Source organism: uncultured Clostridium sp., from assembly GCF_947039605.1.
Classification (GTDB): Bacteria; Bacillota; Clostridia; order Clostridiales; family Clostridiaceae; genus Sarcina.
In genome coordinates, this window is sequence record NZ_CAMQZG010000001.1 from 291,139 (window position 1) to 315,832 (window position 24,694).

Genomic DNA, 24,694 nt, shown 5'->3' on the forward strand with positions numbered 1-24,694 from the left:
TACACTTTTTTTAAAACTAAATTAATTTTACATAAAAAATCTTTATTCCAAATTAACTTTTATTTACAATATTAAAAACAAAAACAGCTTAAACTTTTCAGTTCAAACTGTTTTATCATTAGTTATTTATTATTGTAATATAATCTTGTGCTTTTTCCATCTTATCAGCACTTAAATAAAAATTAGAAATAACTTTTGTCTCACTTGGCTGTGGCACTGAATATACATAAATATTTTTAAAAGTAAGCTGCTTCCATTTTACTGATATACTAAAAAATTTTAATTACTTCACTCTTTCTTCATTAATAAAATAGTATTTTTACATTTATAAGAGTTGTTACATTAGTGAAAAATTCTCTTGCATCTACTTGTTTATGATAAATATCTTCTAAAATTCCCTGTACATCAAATTTACTTCCAATTATATAATCTTCAGGTAAAATAACAAAAGTACTAAACGGTATAGAATAATGAGTTGAATGAACTGCTTGAAGTGCATTCAAACCTGTATATTCAACAATAAGATTTAAGCATCCACTAACTACAAGCTTATACCCTGTTAAATACTGCCCTTCATTTGAAATATTTGGTGCTGTTTTAATCACATGAGAACTTTTAATTTCTATATTTCCCTTAATTATATTTATTGTTTGAATTTCTGGCTTAGCATCTGGAACTGTCAAATATGACTCTATATTGAGTTGCTTAAAATTACACATTCCCATTTGAATATCATTAACCTGCGCTCCTATTGCTGGTAAAAGTTTTTTACCTAAAAGCCCATTGGGTAAAATATAACTATATTTTACTTCTACACCATTTTGAATAACATTATTGCATGAATTACTTATAACTCTAACGCTATACTCTATCACTGCAACCTGTCCTGGTTGTAAAATCCCAAGATTAATTCCATTAGCTAGATTAACGGTATTTACTGCCTGCCCATTAAGATAAAAGCTTCCTGAAATAACTTCTACATATCGTGGAATATTATCTTTTACAATAATATTATTAGTAATTATTTTAGTCGTATTACTGATTGTTACTGTATATTTTATTTCATCCCTTAAAACTGCAAATTCTTTATTTGCAACCTTATTAACTATTAAATCAACATTGCTAGCATTTATTATCTCTACATTACTTTCATTTACACCAGCTTGATTTATTCCATTAGTTTCAGATTTATAAATATACTCTGCAATTGCTTGATTAGGAATTCTTCCCGCCTTAAGAATTTTCACATCAAAAGTAATATTAACTTGTTCTCCTACAGAAATTGACTCTATCACTATACCTGATAATACATCTTGCATTGGTGCTAAAACTCCATCAATCATTACTGACCCTGCAATAAAATTAAGCTTTTCATTTATAATATCTCGTATAGTTATCTCCTGAACATTAACATTTCCAGTATTTTTAACTACTAGAGTATACTTAACCATATCACCAATAGCATTTTCTATTTTATCTGCTTTTTTGATTATATTTAAATTAGGTTTAACTACTACAACTCCATGATAGATATTACTTTGATCTCTTCCAATAATTCCTTTGTCTTCTCCACTTATATGAACCTCTACAATAGCTCTATTTGTATCTGGTCTAAATAAAAGCGTTGCATCTATAATATTTTTAAATGGATTACTAAGTTGTCCTATTGCTTTAACTATTATTGTTACAATTAACTCCTCACCCTTATCTAATGGTCCTATAAATATTCCATCTTCAATATCTCCAATTATTGAGGTTCCATCAATCCTTACTTCTTTAACATCTAACTCAAGTGGAAACTTATCCTTTATTAATACATTTTCAGCATCAAGTTCTCCATCATTTTTAATCTTAACAGTATAAGCAAATATATCACCAAGTTTAACAAGCTCTTTAGCAGTATTTTTCACTATACTCACAGGTGTTTCATATGCTAGTATCTTAACTAAATTAGACTCTGTTATACCTGAAAACACTGTCCCTCCTGCCTCAACTTGATAATTATAAGTTCCTTTAGCTTGATTTTGGAATACATAATCACCACTACCAATTTTGATAACTTTAGTTTCAAAACTTATAACTATTTTTTCATTTGGTGTAAGACTTGGGATATTTATACCAAGAGTAATATCTCCAATAAAAGGAACTCCATTAATTGAAAGATTATTAATATATTCCAAACCAATTGCAAGAGTATCTTTTATTATAAGGTCTAGTGCTGCCACCTCTCCTACATTTTCAACTTCTAATGAATATTTTATAATTTCATTTAATATAACTGCTTCCTTATTCGCTGATTTTATAATAATAATTTCTGGAGTTAAGTTATCAATAATTACATCATTAGTTATTATTGATTCTTTTTTAGGTGGAAGATTTGGGTCTACTGTATACTCATATAATATTGTTGCACTATTTTTAATCTCATCTGGTGCATTCTTTAATACTACAACTTTAAATTTAACAATGCATTCTTCGCCTGCCTGAAGTGTTCCTATATTTACCCCGATGATTGGATTCTGAGCTGTTGGCACATTATTCACCGTTGTACTTCCAGATATAAAACTAGTTCCAAGAGGTAATATATCTTTAATAATCACATTATTTATTTGAGTATTACCTGTATTTTTACTTCTAACAGTATAAGTTATATTTTCTCCAATAGTTGTTGTACTTTTGTCCCCTATCTTAATAGCCGCATTAGCTCCAACTATTGGTATTTCACCATGCCTAACCTCTGTCATAACAATATTAGTTTCCATACTATCTGCAACTAAATATTCTTGTGAATCTATATATTTATAATTAATTGTAGCTTTATTTAAAATTGGATTTATTGTTGGTATTTCATCTACCTTAACTCTAAAAGATATAGATACTGCTTGCCCTGGCAAAACTGGATTTATCAAACTTATTATAGTAGTTGGTGAACCTGTAACTCCCACATTTGAAATTAAAGAACCTTGCATATAACTTGTTCCCACTGGTATTGGGTCAATAATTAAAACATCACTTGCTAAAACTTCCCCATCATTTTTAAAAGTTATATTGTAAGCTATTACATCACCTACATCTACAAAATCTTTATCTACAGTTTTAATTGCCTCTACAATTTTCGCCTCTTTATTTTCAAGGGTTAAGCTGTTTATCTCATAAGTATCATTTAGCTCAGTTAAACTAATATTTTTAGCTACCTCTTCTTCATACAAATTCAATTCAACTATATCTAATACACTAGTGTAAACTTCATTTGACCTTATACTTTTTTCAAATTCATTACCATTTTCATTTGCCTTATATTTATAATTTATATTTGCCATATTCGTAATAATATTTTGTATTGGAACTTCATCCACTTTAACTTTAAAGCTTATCATTACATATTGTCCTGCTATAACTGGATTAACTAATTTTATATTTTCAATTGGATTTCCAGTAATTAAAACATTAGAAACTATTGTACCCTGTATATAACTTGCTCCTTCTGAAATTTTATCATCAATTATTATATCTACTGCATCATTACTTCCTATATTAGCAAAACCTAATGTATAAGTTATCTCATCCCCAACTTTTGCCTCTACTTTATCAACAAGTTTACTTACAACCTTTATAAGTTCTAAATCCATCTTTTTCTCCTCTGCCCTCACAATATAATCTTCAACTTCTCCATCTGATGCTGGTCCAATACTCCTTGTATCTTCCTCATTTATATCTCCTAAATTAGTAAGATTATCTGTAGTTAATCTCACTCTTAAAAAAGTTTTATCTCCAACTATAAATGTCTTTGGAACTATAAAATTCAAATCAACTATTTGACTTCCACTACTACTTCTAACTATTTTTGTTATGCTCTCATTAGATTGAAATACTCCATCTTTGTTCCAGTCTATCCAAGCATATAAATTAGCATTCATCCCTGTATTATTAATAACCGTTAAAGGTAATCTATAAGTTCCGCACCCAGGTTCTATATTAATTGGCTCACTTATGCCCTCATCCCCTGTAGCACTCTCTAAAGTTATACTAGTTCCTATAAATAATTCATTTCTAATCTGATGCCTTGGTCCATTATTAACTAAAAGAGTATTATAATTACCAGTTCCATTCTCACCTGAAATATCTGGTGCATCACCAAAATCAACATTTAAAAATGAATCTAAACAACTTGTACCATCATCACCTAAACTTGACCTTTCCTTTGCAAAAACTTCTGCTATCGCCTGATTTCCATTAATCGAAATTCTATAAACAATTCCATCATTGTTCCCTGTTAAATAGATAAATCCATCTTGTCCTGAATATGCAGAACCATAACTTTGCGCTGGCAAACTACCTGTTATAAATTCACTATATGTTCCCGTTAAAGAATTCACTCTAACTACTGTCCCTGTATTATTTGCTCCAAATAACATTACCCCATTAACCCCAAATGTCCAATCTGAAAAGAATGAACTTCCTGTCATCTCTGTTCCAAAAGGAGTTGTATCTAAAGCAAATTTATTTATTGGGTCTAATAATCTACAAAAGTTTACTGAATTTTGGTTAGTATCTACTACATAATAAATATCTGATAAATTATTTCTAATAAATAAATGTCCATTAGAATTAATAGCACCCATTGCCGTGCTTGCCTCTATTGGAATATTATTTATAATTCCTTGCTTAATCACATCACCATTTTTATCTACACTAACTAAAAGAGTAACCTTATCCTCATCTTGAACTATCCCATAGATTAAATTATCTATAGCATTATAGCCCACTGCATTTATAACTACTCCAATATCACCTTTTATCGTAGTTATACTCCCTGTAACTAAATTCAGCTTTGAAAAGCCACTATTAAGCCCCGTATTAGGAACTGCAAACCTATACCCTATAGCCTCACATATAAATGGCACTTCCCCTACCTTCAAAGTCTTTAACTCATCTTTATAAACTTCACCTAAAGCAATTTCTAAGTCTGCTTCTCCTACATTAAGTTTTAAACCCTCATCATTTTTCCCACCTGCAACTGACTTATCTTCAAAAGGTTTTGTCATAAAATCATCTCCCTTTTATTAAGTTTTAATTCTTTTCAACTTCAAACATTTTAGATATCCGATACTAAATAATTTAAGTACTTTTCTAATTTAGGACAGACTTCTCCCTTCTATCCTTAAATATATAATATCTATAATATTAAACTCACCTCTAACTTGTGACACTAAAAGCAAAAAAAAAGAAAATCATTTCTGATTTTCTTTTTCTCTAACCTTTATATAATTCAAATCTATTTATATTCATTAAGAATTTCTTCAATTCTCCCACTACATCCACCACAACCATTTTGGCTTGCTCCAGTTTTTGCTTTAACTTCTTCTAATGTAGTTGCTCCATCTTTAATTGAATCAATAACATCATTTTTTGTTACCTGTCCACATCCACAAACAAATTTTCTTGCTGCAGGTCCAAGTGTTCCTATAACTTTTGCCATAACTCATACCTCCTATAATTAAAATGAATATCTTAGATACTCTATTCAATTATAGTACAAACCTAAAATTTATTCTAATACTTTATTACACAAAAAAAGTTCCTAAAAATAAAATTTACCTTTAGAAACTCATATATCTATTTTTTGTTTATTTCAATTAATTTACTAACTTGTATTCTGCATCCCATACACCCATAAGCATTTGCACCTGTTTCTGCTTTTACTTTATCATAAGTATCTGCACCATTTTTTATTGCATCTACTATTGTATTTTTTGAAATCTGTTTGCATCTGCATACCATTATGTCATTCTCTGTGTTACTCATTTTATTCTCCTTTGGCTTAAAACATATTTGTATATTTAGTTTATACCCTACTTTACTTTCTTTCAAATTTTTTATTTTTTTTAAGTATCATCACAGGAAAAGAATACTTTTCTCTTATCTTCTTACAAATAAAAAAGCACCCTGAATATTCTCATATTCTAAGTACTTTATTATATATTTTTATAATTTTAGATAAATAAATTTAATCCACTCTTCTCAGTATCACCTAAATAAGTTGCAACTCCGGCTATCTCAACTCCATCTATTAACTCTTCCTCTTTAACACCCATTAAATCCATAGACATTGCACAAGCAACAAGCTTAACTCCAAGTTTCATAGCATTTTCCATCATTGATTCAACACTATCAACATTATTTTTTTCCATAACACCTTTAATCATTTTTGCTCCCATTCCACCCATATTCATTTTTGAAAGTGGAAGCTTTCCTGCATGATTTGGCATCATCATACTAAACATTTTTTCCATACCATCTTTTTGTACATTTACTTTTTCTGATTTTTTTAATATATTAAGTCCCCAGAATGTAAAGAACATAGTAACTTTTTTACCCATAGTAGCAGCGCCTGTTGCAATTATAAATGAAGCTAACGCTTTATCTAAATCTCCACTAAAAACTACTAGTGTTGCACCATCTTTCTCTGTTTCTACTATACTATTAGATTTTTCATCACAAGCTTTTTTTTTAATCTTAACATTAAAGCACTTTTCTTCTTTAGAGAATGAATTTTCTAAAAGCTCATTTCCAGTAGACTCACACCATGCCTGTATATCTCTTTTAAATCCAGAATCACTTGCTTTCACTTCTAAAATATCACCATCTTCTAAGTTTTCTATTTCTTCATAAACTCTTCTAATAGGTCCTGGGCATTGAAGTCCACAAGCATCAACACTTATAACTTTACTTGCTTTATTCTCCCCTTGTGACTTTCCCACAGAAATTTCACCATCCTCTTTAGTTATTGCAACTTCTTGTAACATTCCATTTTCTCTTCTATTTTCTTTATCATTTATTTGAGCTTTCTTTTCCCTATCAATAAATCCATATAAATCATAACCACCATCAATATTTCTACAATCATATCCATTTTGAGTTAAAATTCTATAAGCTAAATAAGAACGAAGTCCACTTTTACAATGAATGTTTATAACTTTATCTTTTGGAACTTCTGAAAGTCTTTCTCTTAAATCAGGTAATGGTATATTATAAGAACCTTTAATAACGCCACTTGATAGCTCCATTTCATTTCTTACATCTAAAATAAATTCTCCATTTTTTATAACAGAATCAACATCAAATATATCTCTAACCTTAACATCACCCTCTAAAACATTAGAAGCAACATAACCAGCCATATTAACTGGGTCTTTAGCTGAAGAATATGGAGGTGCATAACATAATTCAACATCTGCCAAATCATAAGCTTTTATTCCACCTTTAATTGCAGTCGCAATTATATCTATTCTTTTATCAACTCCATCAAGCCCTACTCCTTGAGCACCTAAAATATCTCCATTATCATTAAATAATAATTTAATATATACAGGGAATGCACCTGGGTAATATCCTGCATGTGAATTTGCTTGTATATGAATAGCTTTATAATCTATCCCAAGTCTTTTTAATAGCTTTTCACTATTTCCAGTAGAAGCCACAGTTAAATCAAACACCTTAGCAACACTACTCCCCATAGTTCCATTATACTTTACATCCTTACCACAAATATTATCTGCAACAAGTCTACCTTGTCTATTAGCAGGCCATGCAAGAGGTATCATAGTTTGTTTTCCATTTATAAAATCTCTAACCTCAACTGCATCTCCAACAGCATATATACTATCATCTGAAGTTTTCATATGATCATCAACAACTATAGCGCCTCTTTGATTTAATTTAAGACCAGCATTTTTTGCTATTTCACTTTCAGGTTTAACCCCTACAGAAAATATAGTTAACTCTGAATCTAATTTTAAACCACTCTTAAGAATTAATGTTCTTCCTTCATTTTCAAAAACTTCAACAGTATCTTCAAAAATTAAATTAACACCTTTTTCTCTTAAATGTTCATGAACTATTGAAGCCATCTCAAAATCAATTGGAGGCATAACTTGATTATCTAATTGAACTAATGTTACATTAATTCCTCTATCAACAAGATTTTCAACCATCTCTATCCCAATAAATCCTCCACCAATAACAACAGCATTTTTAATATTATTATTATCTACATGAGCTTTTATCTTATCTGTATCTGGTATATTTCTAAGAGTAAATAAATTTTTAGCATTCTCTATCCCACTAATTGGTAGCATAATTGGTTTTGCCCCAGGAGATAATACTAATACATCATAAGTTTCACTATAAGTTCTACCTGTTTCAACTTCTTTTACAGTAACTGTTTTAGCTTCTTTATCTATAGAAATAACTTCTGTTAAATTTCTTATATCCATATTAAACTTTTTAGACATACCCTCTTTTGTTTGAACTAAAAGTTTACTTCTATCTTTAATAGTTTCACCTATGTAATAAGGAAGTCCACAGTTTGCAAATGATATATACTCACCTTTTTCAAAAAGTATTATTTCTGCCTTTTCATCTAATCTTCTAAGTCTTGCAGCTGTGCTAGCACCTCCTGCAACTCCTCCAACAATAATTATTTTTTTCATAATTGTTCCTCCTATACTATCTATTTATTAGTTTATCCTTATATTCAAATAATTGAATTTTATTTTTAAAAAAATTAGAAACACTCTAATTTTTTTCAAATAAAACTTGAATTATATTTTTAACTTTTTCATTTGTAAGACGATACGTAATTTCAAGACCATTTCTATCACCTTCAATAATTTTAGCTGATCTAAGCTTTGCAATATGCTGTGATATTGTTGATTGAGGAATATTTAAACATCCTTGCATATACGTTACATTACATCCTTCCGATTCTAATAATCCCCTAACAATGCAAAGTCTTACTGGATGTGCAATTGCTTTTAATATTTCGGCAGTACTTTCATAAGTCTTTGGATCTTGCATAAAATTCTTTTTATCCATATCATCCCTCCTATCAATCTCTATATTCAAATAATACAATATAATGATTAACTTGTCAATTATCACTTTGCACTAAGAATAAAGACTGTATAAAAAAGACTTCCTTATATTTATATACTCTATATATAGTTTTTCTTTTTTGAAAAATAATATACATTTCTATTTGACAATCCTTTTTATATATTGTATTATTTGAATATAACGTTTTTAAAATAAATAAATGAGGTGTTCAAATGAATTTTTTAAAATCATTACTAGGAATGAATGATAATACAATAGATGGAAAAACTGCTGTTAATATGATAAATAACGATTCTAATATGCTTATATTAGATGTTAGAACAAAAGATGAATTTAAAGGTGGTTCAATACCTAAATCTATAAACATACCAGTCGGAGAACTTGCAAATAAACTTTCTACAATAAAAAAATATAAAGATAAATCTATTCTAGTTTACTGTGCATCAGGTATGAGAAGTAAGAATGCACTTTTAGTTTTAGAAGGAAATGGCTTTGAAAAGGTTTATAACCTACAAGGTGGTATAAACTCTTATATACGAAATATATAATAATAAAGTGTAAAATCAATAAATTTTTCTAAAGAGCTTCACTTGATTTTGCACTTTATCTTTCAATATACAAACATAAGATTTTACACTAAGAATATTTTTTAATATTTACTTAAACTATTAATACTACAAATTTTTATAAGGTGATTTACCTTCTAGCGATTACGCTGAATATTTTGAAAATGTAAAAAAATCCAAAATTTACCTGACCATCTAATAGTTTGCCCTTAGCTAAAACTAAACAACTCAGGTAGTACAAGTTTAGCTTCCTTTAAGATAGCCTATCCTTTAAATCACAATAAAATAAGCACCTCTAAAGATTTAACTTTAAAGATGCTATTAAAAATCACTTAAACTTTGTATTATGACCTTATATACCAACGTATTCCGCCTTCAATATTTTCATTATACATCCCAACTTTATTATCATCTCTAACAATATAAGATTGAGTTATTTTCCCTTTTGTAAATACTGAATTAATTCCACCTGGAGTAATAGTTATTCCTTCATCATGGTTATCTTCATTTATAAGTGTTACATAAGTATAATCTGAGTGTTTTACAACCTCTGTACAAAAATCACCTAATGACTCATTAGTTAATGTCTTAGGATTATAATATGTTATTGCATATAAACCAATTTTCTTATTTTGATCTTTCATATAGGGCAAAACTTTTAACATATATTTTTTATTTTGATCTCCAATCCCTATTATCCCACTATATTTTTTATCAATATCTACATACATTTCTCCATCTACTTCTTTCAGAGTCACAGCATCCTTTAAAACCTCTTCTTTTTTTGTTTGATTTACTACATTAACTTCTTTTTTGTTTTTTAATGTTAAAATATTTTTGCTTATATCAATATTAACAATAATCGTAGCAATTATTAATATAACAATTGATATTCCTCCAATAATATATACTTTTTTTTTCTTCATCATTTGTGTACCCCCACCTAATTTCAATAAATATAAAATCTATTTAGTTAAATATAAATATAAAAGTTTTAGAGTATTTTCCATACCTTCATAATGTGTTCTTTCCATTCCATGAGATGCATGAACTCCTGGTCCTATAAGACCTCCACGAACATCATTTCCACCCCTTAAAGCAGCAACTGTATCACTTCCATAGAAAGGGTATATGTCTACACAATGTTGTAATTCATTCTCTTTTGCAAGCTTTATAAACTTAGTTGTTATATTATAATCATATGGTCCACCTGAATCCTTAGCACAGATAGATACGTCATATTCTGTACATCCTAAATCATCACCTATACATCCCATATCTACTGATATAACTTCTGTTATATCTTTTGGAATTGATGCACTTCCATGCCCAACCTCTTCATAAGTAGATATTAAAACTTTGATTGTATAATTTGGTACTATCTTCTCTCTACTCATAGTTTCTAAAAGTGCTAACAGTATAGCAACACTTGCTTTATCATCTATAAATCTTGATTTTACAAAACCACTTTCTGTAATAACAGTTTTAGGGTCTATACATATAAAATCTCCAACAGCGATTCCAAGTTTTTCTACATCTTCTTTAGACTTCACTACCTCATCAATTCTAACTTCCATATTTTCAGGGTCTCTTTTTTTGTCAGTAGCATCTTTAAAAACATGTGCTGCTGGGCTTGTACTTAGGAAGGTCCCTGTGAAAACTCCACCATTTCTAGTTCTAATTCTGCAATATTCACTATCTAAAGTCGGTACAATAAGTCCCCCAAGAAGTGTGAATTTAAGTGTTCCACTAGAAGTAATTGACCTAACCATAGCACCTAAAGTATCAACATGAGCTGCAAGGCCTATAACTTCATCATTACTTTTCCCCTCAACAGTAATAATTCCATTACCTTTTCTATTTTTCTCAAACTTATATCCAAAGTCTTTAACCATTTCTTCAACTTTATCCATAATTTCAAAACAGTAACCTGTTGGGCTATCAAACTCTAATAATTCTTTTACTGTATTTAAAAGATATTCTTTATTTACTTCTATCATAATAACATCTCCTCTGATCTTACATTTTATTTTTGTGGTATATCTATAACTTCTGGGTCTGTATCATTTTCTAACTTAATCCATTCATCCGAAAAATCTCCATCAGCTATTTTTTCTGTTGGAAGTTTCATATATCTTGCAGTAGCAGTAACTGCTTTTGTTCCATCTGGAAGGATGATTTCTCCCTCACCTTCAAATGAACGATGAGTATTCTTTGTAAGTCTACCAACTACTTTAAGCTCTGTACAAAGTGGTACTGGCTTTCTATACTTAATTTGAAGGTCTATGGTAACTCCCCATGTTCCTTCTTCAGAAATATTTATAACTCTTCCTATAGTTTCATCAAGAATTGCTGCTGACATCCCACCATGAACTCTTCCTGGGTAACTTTGATGTTCATCAACAGTTTTAAATATTCCAACTAATTCACCATTTTCAAGTTCATAAAACTCAGTATGTAATCCAAGAGTATTGTTAATTCCACACACTAAACAGTTTTTGCTTGAATATTGTTTTCTCATAACCTTCTGTTCCATAAAAACTCCTCTTTCTCTAATGAACTTAAATATAAGCGTCACCTTAATTTATTGCCCAATTTTTAATTTTCTATAAAAATATATCTTCCTATTTTACTAAAATAAGAAGATATATTTTACTTATTATATTTAAGTATACTCTTTTTGAACTTACATTTAAATATTCTAATACTTATATTTTATATCTTATTTTTTCCCAATACTTTTATATGCACCACTAATTATTTCATCAGGATAACCAATGTATTTTAAAAGCTTAATAGCATTTCTTGTAGTTAGTATTCCACTCTTTAATTTATAATCAAATGATAATCCACTACTCTCACTAACTCTCTCACTAAAATGATAGAAATTATGAGTTTCTTTAAGTAAATCAGTAAGCTCTTTATCATGAGTTGCAACTATTGATATAGAATTTCTCTTTTGAATATATTTTAGAATTTCCTCAGATGCTGCGATTCTTTCAACTGGGTTTGTTCCTCTAAATATCTCATCTATAGCACAGAACACTTTAACTTTTCCATCAAGTGCTTTTAATATTCTAAGAACTGCCTCAGCCTCTGCCATATAGTAACTCTTACCAGAATTAATATCATCATCAGGACTTATAGAACTTACAACATTTAAAAATGGTGCTTTATATTTATCTGCATGAACAAAATTAAAGCTTTGTGCAAGAACTATATTTATACCAATCATTCTAAGGAATGTAGACTTACCAGACATATTTGTACCTGTTAAAACTATCCCTTTATTACTTATATTTATTGAGTTTTTAACTACATTCTCAACAAGAGGATGTGCCCCATTAATAATTTCAAGACCATTATCATCTGATACAAATGTAGGTTTTGAAACTTTATATTCTGACTTTTCTTTATAACCTGCAACAGCTATAAGTCCATCAATTTCACCAACTATATCATATAAATCTTTAATTTCACCCTTATACATCTCAACATTATCAATCATTGAAAAATAAGCATTTTCCATTTGAAGTACTAAAGTTGCATAAATTTGAATTATAGGCTCTAACACATCAGGAATATCATCACTTATTAGCCCTGATGCAACACTCTTAAATTTTCTCTGATCATTTCCAATCGTATTTAATGCTTTATCAATTCTTTCATTATAAGCACTTAATACTGGAATATCTAACTTTTTGATTCTTTGTGCTGCTTTCATAATTTTTGAACTATAATAAATTCCTGCAAAAGGTTTTTTATCATTTGAATTTCTTTCCATCATAGCAATCATAGAATTCACTATAACTACTGCTATAAGTCCAAATAAAAATTTAAAATTCACTACTGATAACAGTATAAATACTATTGGTAAAATTCTACCTAAAACAAAAAATAATTGCTTTTTCTTTTTGCTACCTTCAAATGTACCTTTTAATAAATCTATAAATTCAAAATTCTTATCCTTATTAAGGTCATAAAATATTTCCTGAACATCAATTCTATCATTTGTATTCTCACCAAAATGTTCTATTATTTTACTTCTCTCATCAAGTTTTTTTTGCTCTCTTACAGGATGTCTTAGCATATCATAAAGTTTAGCTTCTCCTGCACTACTATAAGTCCCATCAACTTCTTCAAACAATGTATCTAATGTTAAATCCGAAAAAGTTTGGTCATCTACCTCCCCATACTCTCCACTTGTATATTCATCATAATATTTTCTAATACCTTTCATATCATGTGTTTTATCTGGACCATCTGGCCAAAAAGTTCTAACATAGTCCCTAGAATTTTTATTAAACATCAATCTACGCCTCCTAACTTAACAGTTAGTTTTTATTATACACTAATCATCCTAAAATTCGCCATAATGTTAGTTAATATAAACTTAACTTCCAGTTAATTTTTTCCTATTATAATATTTTTTATGCTATAAACCTTTACACGCTTGAATATAACAGTAATTCATATTAGAATAGACATATACTTTTTAAGAAGAAAATTCAAAAAAACTTAAAATAAGATTAATGTTTAGAGAGGATTTTGTTAAATCCTTTTTTATACGTTTAAGGAGGAACATACATTGTATAAATTCAAAGAGATTTCTCCAGCAGAAGTCAATAAGTTTAATGCGTCACACGCTAAGGGGCACATTTTTCAAACTTCTTACTGGGCGGACCTTAAGGAATATTGGACACCAAAATTTATAGCAGGATATGATGAAAATGGTGAGGTAGTTTTAACAGCTGCTATGCACCTTAGAAAAGTACCAAAGGTTAACATTTACATGGGATATATACCTAGAGGATTTACTTGTGATTACACAAATAAAAACTTAGTTAATGAGTTTACAGAATATCTTAAAGGTTATGCTAAAGAGCATAAAGTTGCTTTTATAACAGTTGACCCTGATATTCACCTTCGTGAAAATGAAGAATTATTAGAAGAAGGAAACTCTATAAAAGAACATTTACAAAGCCTTGGATACAAAAACACAGATAGTAAAAACTTTGAAGGAATTCAACCAAACTTCGTATTCAGACTTCCACTTCCAGTAGAAGGTGAAAAAGCTGATATCAAGAAAGCTGTTTTCAAGAGCTTTTCAAGCAAAACAAGATATAATATAAAAGTTGCTGAGGAGAGAGGACTTTCTGTTGAAGTTTATGACAAAGAGTCACTTACTGATGAGGTTATAACAAAATTCCATGAGATCATGGTTACAACAGGTAAAAGAGATAACTTCATAGTTAGAGGTAAAGATTACTTTAAAAGTATGGTAGATTGTTTATATCCACATGCTAGACTTTACATGGTTAAATATAGCTATGACAATGATTTTAAAAGACTTCAAGAAAAACTTACAAAGCAAGAATCTGAAAAGACTAAAGCTTTAGCAAGAATTGAAGATCAAAAAGTTAAACTTGCTGCTGAAGAAGATGCAGATAAGCAAAGCAGAATCCAAAAGAAAATCACTGACAACGAAAAGAAATTTGCTGAAAGTGAAAGACAAATCGAAGGATTCAAAAGTAAAATTGAATCAATCAAACCATTCAAAGGTCAAGAATTATACCTTTCAGGTTCATTATACCTTTACCATGGAGATATAGGTTGGTACTTATACGGTGCATCTGATAATATTCTTCGTGATACAATGCCAAACTTTGCAATGCAATGGGCAATGATAGAGGATACAATAGACCTTGGATGTCCTGTATATGACTTTAGAGGTGTTTCAGGTGACTTAAATCCCGAGAACCCATTATATGGTCTTTACAAGTTCAAAAAAGGATTCAACGGTAATTTTGTTGAATTTATAGGAGAATTTGATCTTGTTATCAATGGTCTTATATATAACTTATACAAAAAAGCCTTCCCGGAATTCAAAAAAATAAGAAATAACATAATGAATAAAAAGCAATAATTTAAAGGGATAACTCGCTATGAGTTATCCCTTTCTTATCTAAACATACAAATTATCTATCCACTCTATAAGCTTCTCTACCTCTGGTTTACTAAACTGTGCATCAGCACCAACTGCTAACCCCTTATGTTCTAAATCTCTAGTTATAAGCGATGAGAATATTATCACTGGTAACCTCTTTAAGTTATCATGTTCTTTAATCTTCTTAGTAAGAGTATGACCATCCATTCTTGGCATTTCTATATCCGTAATTAATAACTGAATATCTTCCACAAATCTATCTTTTTTATTAGTTACAATTTTCTCTAAATATTCATAAGCACACTCACCATCTTCAAATTTTCTAACATCTTTAAATCCAGCCTTCTCTAAAGTAGAGCCTAAAAGATTCCTTATAAGAAGAGAATCATCAACTATTCCAATTTTTATATGGTCCCTCTCTCTATATTCAACATCAACTATTCTATCCTCACTAATACCAACCTTTGGGTTAATATCAGTAACTATCTTCTCAAAATCAAGTAAAAGAATAACTTTTTCACCTTCTATTATATTTCCTATAACAAGACTACTTTCTACAAGTGCCATAGGCTTTATGATATCACTCCATCTAATTCTTTGAACTCCTATAACCTCATCAATATTAAAAGCTACTTTCATTTCATTAAACTCACAAATTATTGTCTTAAATATCTCTTCTTCCTTTTTCTTTTTATCTAAAATATATATTAAATCAACTAATGGTATAATCTCATCTCTACATAAAATAACTCCTGCAATCTCATCATGTGAATCTGGTATAGTTGTAAGATTATTACAATCCACAACTTCTTTAACCTTTATTATATTTATAGCATAAAGCTTTTTTCCTATTCTAAATTTTAAAACTTCTAACTCTCCTGTTCCTGACTCTAATAAAATGTCACTATTAAAACTCATTTATCCACCACTCCTATTAAATACTACTCTACTTTAGTATTCGTATTTAATTTTTCATTCTGAAATAAAAAAAGCTTATAGTCATCATTTTTTGATAACTATAAGCTATAATTTTTATTTAATTAAAATGACATTACTACTGTAAGTATTCCAAGCCCACAAACTACTACGTATATTACAAGAAGAACTATCTTCTCCCAACGTTTTAGTTTGTACTTTTCTGGCAATGTATGCCATCCAAGTGCTAATAAGAATCCTAAAACTATAGGTAATAATGACGTATTTAAAACTTCTACCCAAAGTGATAATTGAACAAGTGGTAATCCTGATAATACTATAACTGCACCTATTAATAATGCAATAACATAAAATGAATAGAATAATGGTGCTTCACTCCATTTATTATTTAAACTACATGGTTTATCAAATAATTCTCCAAAGCCCCATGAAGCTGCAAGTGAAACCACTATAGCCGCTACTAAAGCAGCCCCAGAAATTCCTACTCCAAATACAATTCTACCTGCTGTTTCTCCAAGGAACGGAGTAATTGCATCACTAATTTGTTGTATAGTATTTAATGATGTATTTGGATTGACTTTTCCAATAGTGGCTGCAACTGTGATAATAATTACTACTACTACTAGCTGTGTAATTATTGACCCAACTGCAGTATCAATTCTACTATATTTCATATCTTCAACTTTAAGACCTTTATCTACAACAGCTCCCTGTTGATAGAATACCATCCAAGGCATAATAACTGCCCCAACGTTAGCTGATATTAAGAACCAATATGCTGCACTCCCTAGTGGCTGAGGTCCTACAAGTGCTCTCATAACTTCATGGAAGTTAGGATGCGCAAAGAACATTGCTGGTATAAATATAAGTTCAAACAATCCTACGATGATTGCAACTCTTTCAACAAACTTATATTTACCTGTCATACTTAAAAGAATTAATGCTCCTATAACTAAAGGAACTGTAATCCATTTAGAAACTCCAAATAATAATCCAACTCCCATCATACCTGAGAATTCTGTTACCAAAGCTCCTATAGTCGATATAAATAATGTAATAACAGCTATATAAGCCCAAAACTTACCAAACTTCTCTTTAATAAGTTCTCCATGACCTTTCCCTGTTGTGATTCCTATACGTGTTGTAAGCTCTTGTACAAAGTATAATATAGGAATAAGTATTAAGTTTAGGAGTACTAACTTATACCCCCACTGAGCACCTGATTGTGCTGCTGTAATAATTGAACCTGCATCTGTATCTGCAAGCATTACTGTAATTCCAGGCCCCATAGTTGCTAACATCATCAAGAAAGTACGCTTTCTTCTTTTATTAGCAATTTTCTGAGCATCACTTAAATTCGTCTGACTCATTTTTTAAATCTCCAATCTTTTTTTAATAAAATAGTTTTATAATTGCTTATTAAGCCTTCTTATAATTGATAAGTATTATCACTTAAGCTAGAATATCACTCTTAAATATTACTGTCAAACGTTTATCTTTTTTTTAACTTTTTTGTTAATAATAATAATGATTTTGTAATTTATTTGTTTTTCACCTTCTATTATTGGAAATAAAAAAAGTTCTAATCGCATAATTTATGCAATTAGAACTTTTCTTACTATATTTAAACTATAAATTTTTTCAAGAATTCTTTTGTTCTATCTTCTTTAGGATTTGTGAATATCTGTTCTGAAGTTCCTTCTTCAACAACAACTCCACCTTCCATAAGAATAATTCTATCTCCAACTTCTTTAGCAAAAGTCATTTCATGAGTAACTATAATCATAGTTCTATGTTCTTTTGCAAGACCTTTAATAACTCCTAAAACTTCTGAAACAAGTTCTGGGTCTAAAGCTGATGTAGGTTCATCAAAAAGAATTACCTCAGGATTAATTGCCATAGCCCTTGCAATACTAACCCTTTGCTTTTGTCCACCAGATAAAGTTTTAGGATAAGCATCTTTTTTATCACTCATACCAACTTTTTCTAACATCTTTAATGATATTTCTTCTGCTTCGCTCTTTTTCATATTTTTAACTATAAGCAATGCCTCACTCACATTTTCTAATACAGTTCTATTATTAAAAAGATTATAATGCTGGAATACCATAGCTGACTGCTTTCTAAGTGCTATTATTTCTTTACCACTTATTTTTTGTGCATCAACACTTACATTTCCTATCGTTATCTTTCCCTTATTAGGTTTTTCAAGATAGTTAAGACATCTTAAAAGTGTTGATTTACCTGAGCCTGATGGCCCAAGTATTACAACAACTTCCCCTTTACTAACATCTAAACTTATATCTTTTAAAACTTCATTATCTTTAAATCTTTTTGCTAAATTTTTTACTTTTATCATAAGTTATACCCCCTTAATAAACTGATAATTTCTTCTCGAGTCTTCCTTGAAGGAAACTAAAGAATAAAATTACAATCCAATAAATTAATGCAGCAATTACATAAGGTTCAAAGAATCTATAACTTGCTGCTGCTATCATTTGAGCCTGTGCAAGTATCTCTACAACCCCAAGTGTAAATGCAAGTGATGAACTTTTGATATTATCTATAAATACATTTCCAAGCGGTGGTATTGCAATCCTAAAAGCTTGTGGAAGTACTATTCTTCTAAGACCTTGTGCTCTTGTCATTCCAAGTGAATAACATGCTTCCATCTGTCCATCATCTATAGCATCTATTGATGATCTTAATACCTCTGCTATATAAGCAGATGAATTTAAACCTATCCCTATTATAGCTGCAAAATATGCTGACATATCTCTAAGCTCTGGAATTATCTGTGGTAATCCAAAGTATAAAAGGAATAATTGAACTAGAAGAGGTGTCCCTCTAAAGAATGATATATAAACTTCTACTAGTTGCTTTAAAACAGGAACTTTATAAACTCTAACAACCGCTAGAATAAGTCCTATTACAAGCCCTATTATCATAGAAACTATAGCTATGATAAGTGTAGTTTTAAGTCCAACTAAAACTTTCGGGAAAATTTCTTTTGCATATGAAAAATCGAATGCATTTGTTCTACTTGCATTTGCATTTACTTTATCATTTCCAGTAATAGCTCCAACATTATCTGAATCACCTAATGATGTTACATTAGTTTTAAGCCATTTTTCTGATATAGCTTTAAGAGTACCATCTGCTCTCATTGTATTTATTGCACCATTAATTTTAGTTATTAACTTAGCATTTTCTGGTGTTTTTGCAAATGGATATGCATTTTCCAATGGTTTAATTGGCTTTCCAACTATTTTTAAAGGTAATTTACCTTTATTAATCATCATTGCAGCTGAAACTCTATCAATTACAACAGCATCAATTCTACCAAGCATCAATTGATTAAATGCTACATTAGTATCTTGATATGTTTTAATCCCTATATCTCCACTCTTATCTGCAGCCTTAATCATAGCCTCATAGTTGCTTCCAAGGTCAACCCCTACTGTTTTGCCTTTTAAATCTGATAAGTCTGTAATGCCCTTCTCATCATTTCTAACAACTATTTGTGCCCCTGTATAAACTGAAGGCTCCGTAAAGTAATATTTTTCTTTTCTTTCATTAGTTATACTTATCTGATTTGCTATTGTATTAACCTTACCTGAATCTAACATTCCAAAAAGTCCACTAAATGACGCTGTCTTAAACTCTACTTTATAGCCTAGTCTTTTTCCAATGTCATTCCAAACATCAACCTCAAATCCTTGTATTTTATCTCCCTCTTTAAATGTAAATGGATAATATGTCCCCGACATAGCTACTGTTATCACTTTTTTATTACTCTTTTGATTTTGTGAATAATATTGATAACCAAAGAAACCTATAATTGCAATTAAAATTATTGATATGATTATTGCTAATTTCTTTTTCATTAATAAACCTCCTAAATTCTATTCACAATAATTCCGATAGATTTTATCAGAATTAAATTTTGCAAAAAATTAAATAAATTTAAACCATAAATTTATTTTCCCCATTAATCTGTTATTTATTTCTTTCTTCTATTTTGTGTAATTATATTGTAATTTATAATTGTGAAATTTGTATGAAAATTTAATTTTTATTTTTCCTTAAAATAAAAAAATTCGATTATATTAAAAATAACTTTCTAATATAATCGAACTCTTTTTTAAAATTTATTTTGCATAATCTCTAAAAATAATTATTTTTCCTACTTCAATAAATACAAGGGCTATTTGTCCTACAAATAAAACAACATAACTTCCTATAAAATCAAAGTGAGGGATTATTCTAATTAAATAAGATACTGATATTACTATAAATGAAACAATCATAAGTCCTAAAACTTTTAATATTGCTTGCCCATCTGTTTTTCCTAGTAAAGCTAAAGTTTTCTTAAAAGCTGCAAATACTTTCATATCATCTATCATTATTGCTGGAATTATAAATGATGTTAAAAGTGCTGTTATGCCTCCAATTACTATTGTTAAAATAACTGAGAATGCATATCCTGCACTACCTATATATATAGCTATTAAATTCATTGTAACTATAGCTAGGAATCCGCCTATTGAACTTATTATTGCAACAAGTATTGCTGCACCTATAATTCTCCAACCTTTTTTGAAAGATGCTCCTATAGCACTTCTCATAGTAATTTTATTTCCATTCAAACTCTCATTCACAAGTTTTATTGCTGATGCATCAGTAAAACTCTGTACAAGTGCTCCTATCACTGCAATACCTACCACTACTATTATTGACATAAATGATAATATTGTTGTATTTTTATTAGCTATTCCAAGTCCACCATATAATATTCCTGCTGATACTAAAGTTAAAAATACATAAAATACTACTACTATTTTTATTATTCCCCATAAGTTCCTTTTTGTTAAAGCTAAAGAATCTAAAATAATTCCTCTACTCTTCTTTGGTTTATTTTCCACTTATTTTTCACATCCTAATCTATTTATTTCAATGGTATTTATTTATATACCTTTTATAATACTAATTATCTACACAATAGTAATTACAAAATATTAAAAATATCAACTTATTCCTTCTAATCTTGAACTTTATTATATCATGATAACTATAATTTAATCTAAAAATTCACATAAAAAACAAATTAGGAAACTCCACGTCTATATTGGAATTTCCTAATCCTCATTTCACTGTGCAAATAATTCAGTTGGTTCTAATTCTGCTAATAACAATTCTAAACTATATTTATCTGTGTCTAATTCAACATCATATACTAATAATTTTCCTATTATTTCTTCCTGTTCATCCTCAAAGAAATCGCTTTCTCTAACTGCCTCTATAACAGAATCTGTATCATAAAGCATAGGTTCACCTTCATCATTCCCCATAGTTCTAAATACTTCTTCTCTAACCTCATCATCAGTTAAATCATGTTCTTCATATTCTTTTGAACCTTTACACTCTTCAATCTTTCTTTCATAATACCTATTTACATATGCTCTTGCATACTCAATATCCTCTACTGGGATAACATTTTTATCTGGCATAACTAGTATATAAGAGTTTTCTGCTGCAACCATTTTTTTACCGCCTCCTTATTACTTGTACAACCTTAGTTTGTCCATCTCTTTTAAAAGTATACAAGCTTATTTCATATAAATATCCAAATAACCTCTATATATAAAAAAAAGACATCCCCAAATTGGGATGTCTTTTAAAAGTTTCACCTAGAATCTTCTTCTTCTATCAAATAAGATAGCGCCTAAAGAACCTATTGTTAATAATAAACCTAATCCTAAAAGACCATCTGTTCCAAGAACTGAACCTGTCTTAGGAAGAGTTACGTTTGAAGTGTTATGCTGATTATTTTGTGAAACTGTTATAGTACTTGAATTATCTCCACCTGCAATTATATTTGAGTGCTCTTTATGAGCACCTGTATTTATACTTGGATGATCTTTATGACCACCTGTATTTATGCTTGGATGAATTAATTTATCAATTACTGTAAGTGTTGTTACACCTTGATTATTAATTACAAAGTTAACTTGCTCTTTGTTAATTTCATAACCTATAGGAGATTTTAATTCTTTTAGATAATAATTACCATAAACTAAATTGTTTACTGTAATGTATCCTTGTAAGTCAGTTGTATATTTACCTTGAAGTTGACCTTCTGAAGTATATATTCCAAATACTGCTCCACCTAAAAGTTTACCTGTTGTGCTTTCTTTTGTGATTTTAAGACTTCCATGTTTAACCACAGTTTCATCTTTTTTATCCACTACTGTCAATGTTTTAACCCCTTGGCTATCTACTGTAAAGTTAACTTTTTCATTATTTAACTCGTATCCAGCTGGTGCTACTAATTCTTTAATTGAGTAGTTTCCATATTTAAGTTTATTAACTATAATATATCCGTCTGAATTTGTTGTATACTCTCCAATAAGATTTCCTATTGAATTGTATAATCCAAATTTAGCTCCACCTAAAAGCTTACCATCTGTACTTTTCTTAGTAATCTTAATATCACCAGTTTTAATAATTACCACAGCTTCCTTATCAATAACAGTTACATTTTCTATACCTTCTTTATTGATAACAAATTTGAACGGTTCTTTATTAACCTGATACCCTACCGGTGCTTTCACTTCTTGTAAGTGATACTCTCCAAATACTAACTTCTGATCAACCAAGATCTTTCCATTAGATTCTGTTGTATAAGTTCCAACTAAATTATTAGTTGAATTATATAAGTTGAAAGTAGCTCCTCCTAGAAGTTTACCACCTACACTCTCTTTAGTGATTTCAAGTTGCCCATACTTAACTATTACTTCCGCTTTTTTATCAGTAACTGTTACGTCCTGAACTTTTCCGCTATTGATTGTAACATAAATCTTGTTATTATTAAGTTCATAGCCATTAGGAGCTTGTACTTCTTGTACATAATACTCGCCATAAGCTAATTTCTGACCAACCAAGATCTTTCCGTTAGATTCTGTTGTATATGAACCTATTAATTTACCTGATTGTACGTTATACAAGTCAAATGTTGCTCCTGCTAAAAGATCACCATTAGTACCTTTTTTAATAATTTCAAGTTGTCCATATTTAACTTCTACATCCTTTTTCTTGTCTGTAACTGTTATATTCTGAATCTTTTCACTATTAATAGAAACTTTTATTTTTTGTGTGTTTAATTCATATCCTATAGGTGCTTTTACTTCTTGTAAGTAATATTCACCATAAGCTAATTTTTTATCAACCAAGATTACTCCATTTGCTTGTGTAGTATATGAACCTATTAATTTATCATTTGAATTGAATAAATTAAATGTTGCACCACTTAAAAGTTTTCCAGCGGTATTTTGTTTTGTGATTTCTAACGCTCCATATTTAACTTCTACTGATTCTTTTTTGTCAGTAACTGTTACATGTTTAATTTGTTCACTATTGATTGTAACTTTTATCTTATCTGTATTTAAAATATAACCTGTAGGTGCTTTCACTTCTTGTAAGTAATATTCACCATAAGCTAATTTTTTATCTACTAAGATTTTACCATCTGCTTTAGTTGTATATGATCCAATTAACTCATTTGTCTTAGAATTAAATAAATCAAACTTAGCTCCAGCTAAAAGTTGTTTATCAGTGTTCTCTTTTATTATCTCTAATTGTCCGTACTTCACTTGTACTTGTTCTTTTTTATCAGAAACTGTCACATTTTTAGTTTTTTCACTATCTATTGTAACATAAATTTTGCTATTATTTAACTCATATCCCGTTGGTGCTAAAGTTTCTACTAAATAATATGTTCCATAAGCAAGTTGCTTATCAACTTTTACTATTCCACCATTTTCAGTTGTATATGAACCTACAAGTTCATTCTTTGAGTTATATAAACTAAATGTTGCGCCATCTAAGAATACTTTTCCACTCTCATTAGTCTTAGTAATTTGAAGACTTCCATATTGAGTTACTACTTCTTTAGTATCTTTGAAAGGTGTAAGTTTTAATGTTGCTGCATTTTTTTCAGTTATTGTTACAATTTGTGCTTTTGAATCAAGTTTATATCCAGTCGGAGCTTGTACTTCCTTAACTGTATATTTTCCTAGTTGTAAATCATTTACTACTAACTTTTCATTTGCAATTGTTGTAACTGTATTTTTATAATTATTTGGTCCTGTAATTTCAAATATTGCTCCACCAAGTAATTCTGGTTTACCATTATTCATTACTACATTTCCATTTTCTATAGCTTCTTTTGCTATTGTTAACTGACCTTTTACTACAACTATATTAATCTTTGTATCCTTGAAAGGTATAAGTTTTAATGTTGCTGCATTTTTTTCAGTTATTGTTACTGTTTGTGCTTTTGAATCAA

Annotated in this window: 18 protein-coding genes; 2 read left to right on the forward strand and 16 right to left on the reverse strand. The window is 29.4% G+C overall.

Annotated elements, in window-relative coordinates:
* Window positions 1–302: 302 nt before the first annotated feature.
* The 5 genes from Q0V24_RS01370 to Q0V24_RS01390 all read right to left on the reverse strand — a co-directional run bounded on the left by Q0V24_RS01370 (window position 303) and on the right by Q0V24_RS01390 (window position 8,877).
* Window positions 303–5,045: a GEVED domain-containing protein gene (locus Q0V24_RS01370; protein WP_297517827.1), complete on the reverse strand. Its 4,743-nt coding sequence runs from the start codon at window positions 5,043–5,045 to the stop codon at window positions 303–305.
* Between the two features lie 230 nt (window positions 5,046–5,275).
* The gene (locus tag Q0V24_RS01375) at window positions 5,276–5,479 is read right to left on the reverse strand and encodes a (2Fe-2S)-binding protein (protein WP_297517830.1); all 204 of its coding nucleotides are present in this window, start codon (window positions 5,477–5,479) and stop codon (window positions 5,276–5,278) included.
* A 137-nt stretch (window positions 5,480–5,616) separates the two neighbouring features.
* The gene (locus tag Q0V24_RS01380) at window positions 5,617–5,805 is read right to left on the reverse strand and encodes a (2Fe-2S)-binding protein (protein ID WP_297517833.1); all 189 of its coding nucleotides are present in this window, start codon (window positions 5,803–5,805) and stop codon (window positions 5,617–5,619) included.
* Between the two features lie 188 nt (window positions 5,806–5,993).
* A complete protein-coding gene (locus tag Q0V24_RS01385) occupies window positions 5,994–8,495 on the reverse strand; it encodes a CoA-disulfide reductase (RefSeq protein WP_297517896.1) in 2,502 nt (833 codons plus the stop codon).
* 82 nt (window positions 8,496–8,577) lie between these two features.
* Window positions 8,578–8,877 (reverse strand): metalloregulator ArsR/SmtB family transcription factor, encoded by a 300-nt coding sequence (locus Q0V24_RS01390; RefSeq protein WP_297517836.1) that lies wholly within the window; start codon window positions 8,875–8,877, stop codon window positions 8,578–8,580.
* Window positions 8,878–9,110: 233 nt separating this feature from the next.
* On the opposite strand from Q0V24_RS01390, the gene Q0V24_RS01395 reads away from it, so the two are divergent.
* The gene (locus tag Q0V24_RS01395) at window positions 9,111–9,446 is read left to right on the forward strand and encodes a rhodanese-like domain-containing protein (RefSeq protein WP_297517839.1); all 336 of its coding nucleotides are present in this window, start codon (window positions 9,111–9,113) and stop codon (window positions 9,444–9,446) included.
* Between the two features lie 362 nt (window positions 9,447–9,808).
* Here Q0V24_RS01395 and Q0V24_RS01400 read toward each other — a convergent pair whose 3' ends face one another.
* The 4 genes from Q0V24_RS01400 to Q0V24_RS01415 form a co-directional block, all read right to left on the reverse strand.
* A complete protein-coding gene (locus Q0V24_RS01400; protein ID WP_297517843.1) occupies window positions 9,809–10,393 on the reverse strand; it encodes a hypothetical protein in 585 nt (194 codons plus the stop codon).
* Window positions 10,394–10,429: 36 nt separating this feature from the next.
* A complete protein-coding gene (locus Q0V24_RS01405) occupies window positions 10,430–11,464 on the reverse strand; it encodes a M42 family metallopeptidase (protein ID WP_297517845.1) in 1,035 nt (344 codons plus the stop codon).
* Window positions 11,465–11,490: 26 nt separating this feature from the next.
* Window positions 11,491–12,000, reverse strand: coding sequence for a PaaI family thioesterase (locus Q0V24_RS01410; RefSeq protein ID WP_297517847.1), 510 nt, complete (start codon window positions 11,998–12,000; stop codon window positions 11,491–11,493).
* A 186-nt stretch (window positions 12,001–12,186) separates the two neighbouring features.
* Window positions 12,187–13,773, reverse strand: a complete 1,587-nt coding sequence (locus Q0V24_RS01415; protein WP_297517848.1) for a DNA mismatch repair protein MutS — start codon at window positions 13,771–13,773, stop codon at window positions 12,187–12,189.
* Between the two features lie 279 nt (window positions 13,774–14,052).
* Here Q0V24_RS01415 and Q0V24_RS01420 point away from each other — a divergent pair, with 279 nt between their 5' ends.
* Window positions 14,053–15,390: a peptidoglycan bridge formation glycyltransferase FemA/FemB family protein gene (locus Q0V24_RS01420; RefSeq protein WP_297517851.1), complete on the forward strand. Its 1,338-nt coding sequence runs from the start codon at window positions 14,053–14,055 to the stop codon at window positions 15,388–15,390.
* A gap of 39 nt (window positions 15,391–15,429) precedes the next feature.
* Here Q0V24_RS01420 and Q0V24_RS01425 read toward each other — a convergent pair whose 3' ends face one another.
* From Q0V24_RS01425 to Q0V24_RS01455, 7 genes are all read right to left on the reverse strand, one after another.
* Window positions 15,430–16,329, reverse strand: a complete 900-nt coding sequence (locus Q0V24_RS01425; RefSeq protein ID WP_297517853.1) for a chemotaxis protein — start codon at window positions 16,327–16,329, stop codon at window positions 15,430–15,432.
* 122 nt (window positions 16,330–16,451) lie between these two features.
* Window positions 16,452–17,717, reverse strand: coding sequence for an NRAMP family divalent metal transporter (locus tag Q0V24_RS01430; RefSeq protein ID WP_297517855.1), 1,266 nt, complete (start codon window positions 17,715–17,717; stop codon window positions 16,452–16,454).
* Window positions 17,718–17,971: 254 nt separating this feature from the next.
* The gene (locus Q0V24_RS01435) at window positions 17,972–18,706 is read right to left on the reverse strand and encodes an amino acid ABC transporter ATP-binding protein (protein WP_297517857.1); all 735 of its coding nucleotides are present in this window, start codon (window positions 18,704–18,706) and stop codon (window positions 17,972–17,974) included.
* 13 nt (window positions 18,707–18,719) lie between these two features.
* On the reverse strand, window positions 18,720–20,234 hold the full coding sequence (locus tag Q0V24_RS01440; RefSeq protein WP_297517859.1) for an ABC transporter permease subunit: 1,515 nt from the start codon (window positions 20,232–20,234) through the stop codon (window positions 18,720–18,722).
* 264 nt (window positions 20,235–20,498) lie between these two features.
* On the reverse strand, window positions 20,499–21,272 hold the full coding sequence (locus Q0V24_RS01445; protein WP_297517862.1) for a hypothetical protein: 774 nt from the start codon (window positions 21,270–21,272) through the stop codon (window positions 20,499–20,501).
* 225 nt (window positions 21,273–21,497) lie between these two features.
* The gene (locus tag Q0V24_RS01450) at window positions 21,498–21,890 is read right to left on the reverse strand and encodes a hypothetical protein (RefSeq protein ID WP_297517865.1); all 393 of its coding nucleotides are present in this window, start codon (window positions 21,888–21,890) and stop codon (window positions 21,498–21,500) included.
* Window positions 21,891–22,037: 147 nt separating this feature from the next.
* The coding region (locus Q0V24_RS01455; protein WP_297517867.1) for a SpaA isopeptide-forming pilin-related protein at window positions 22,038–24,694 on the reverse strand (2,657 nt) is incomplete at its 5' end.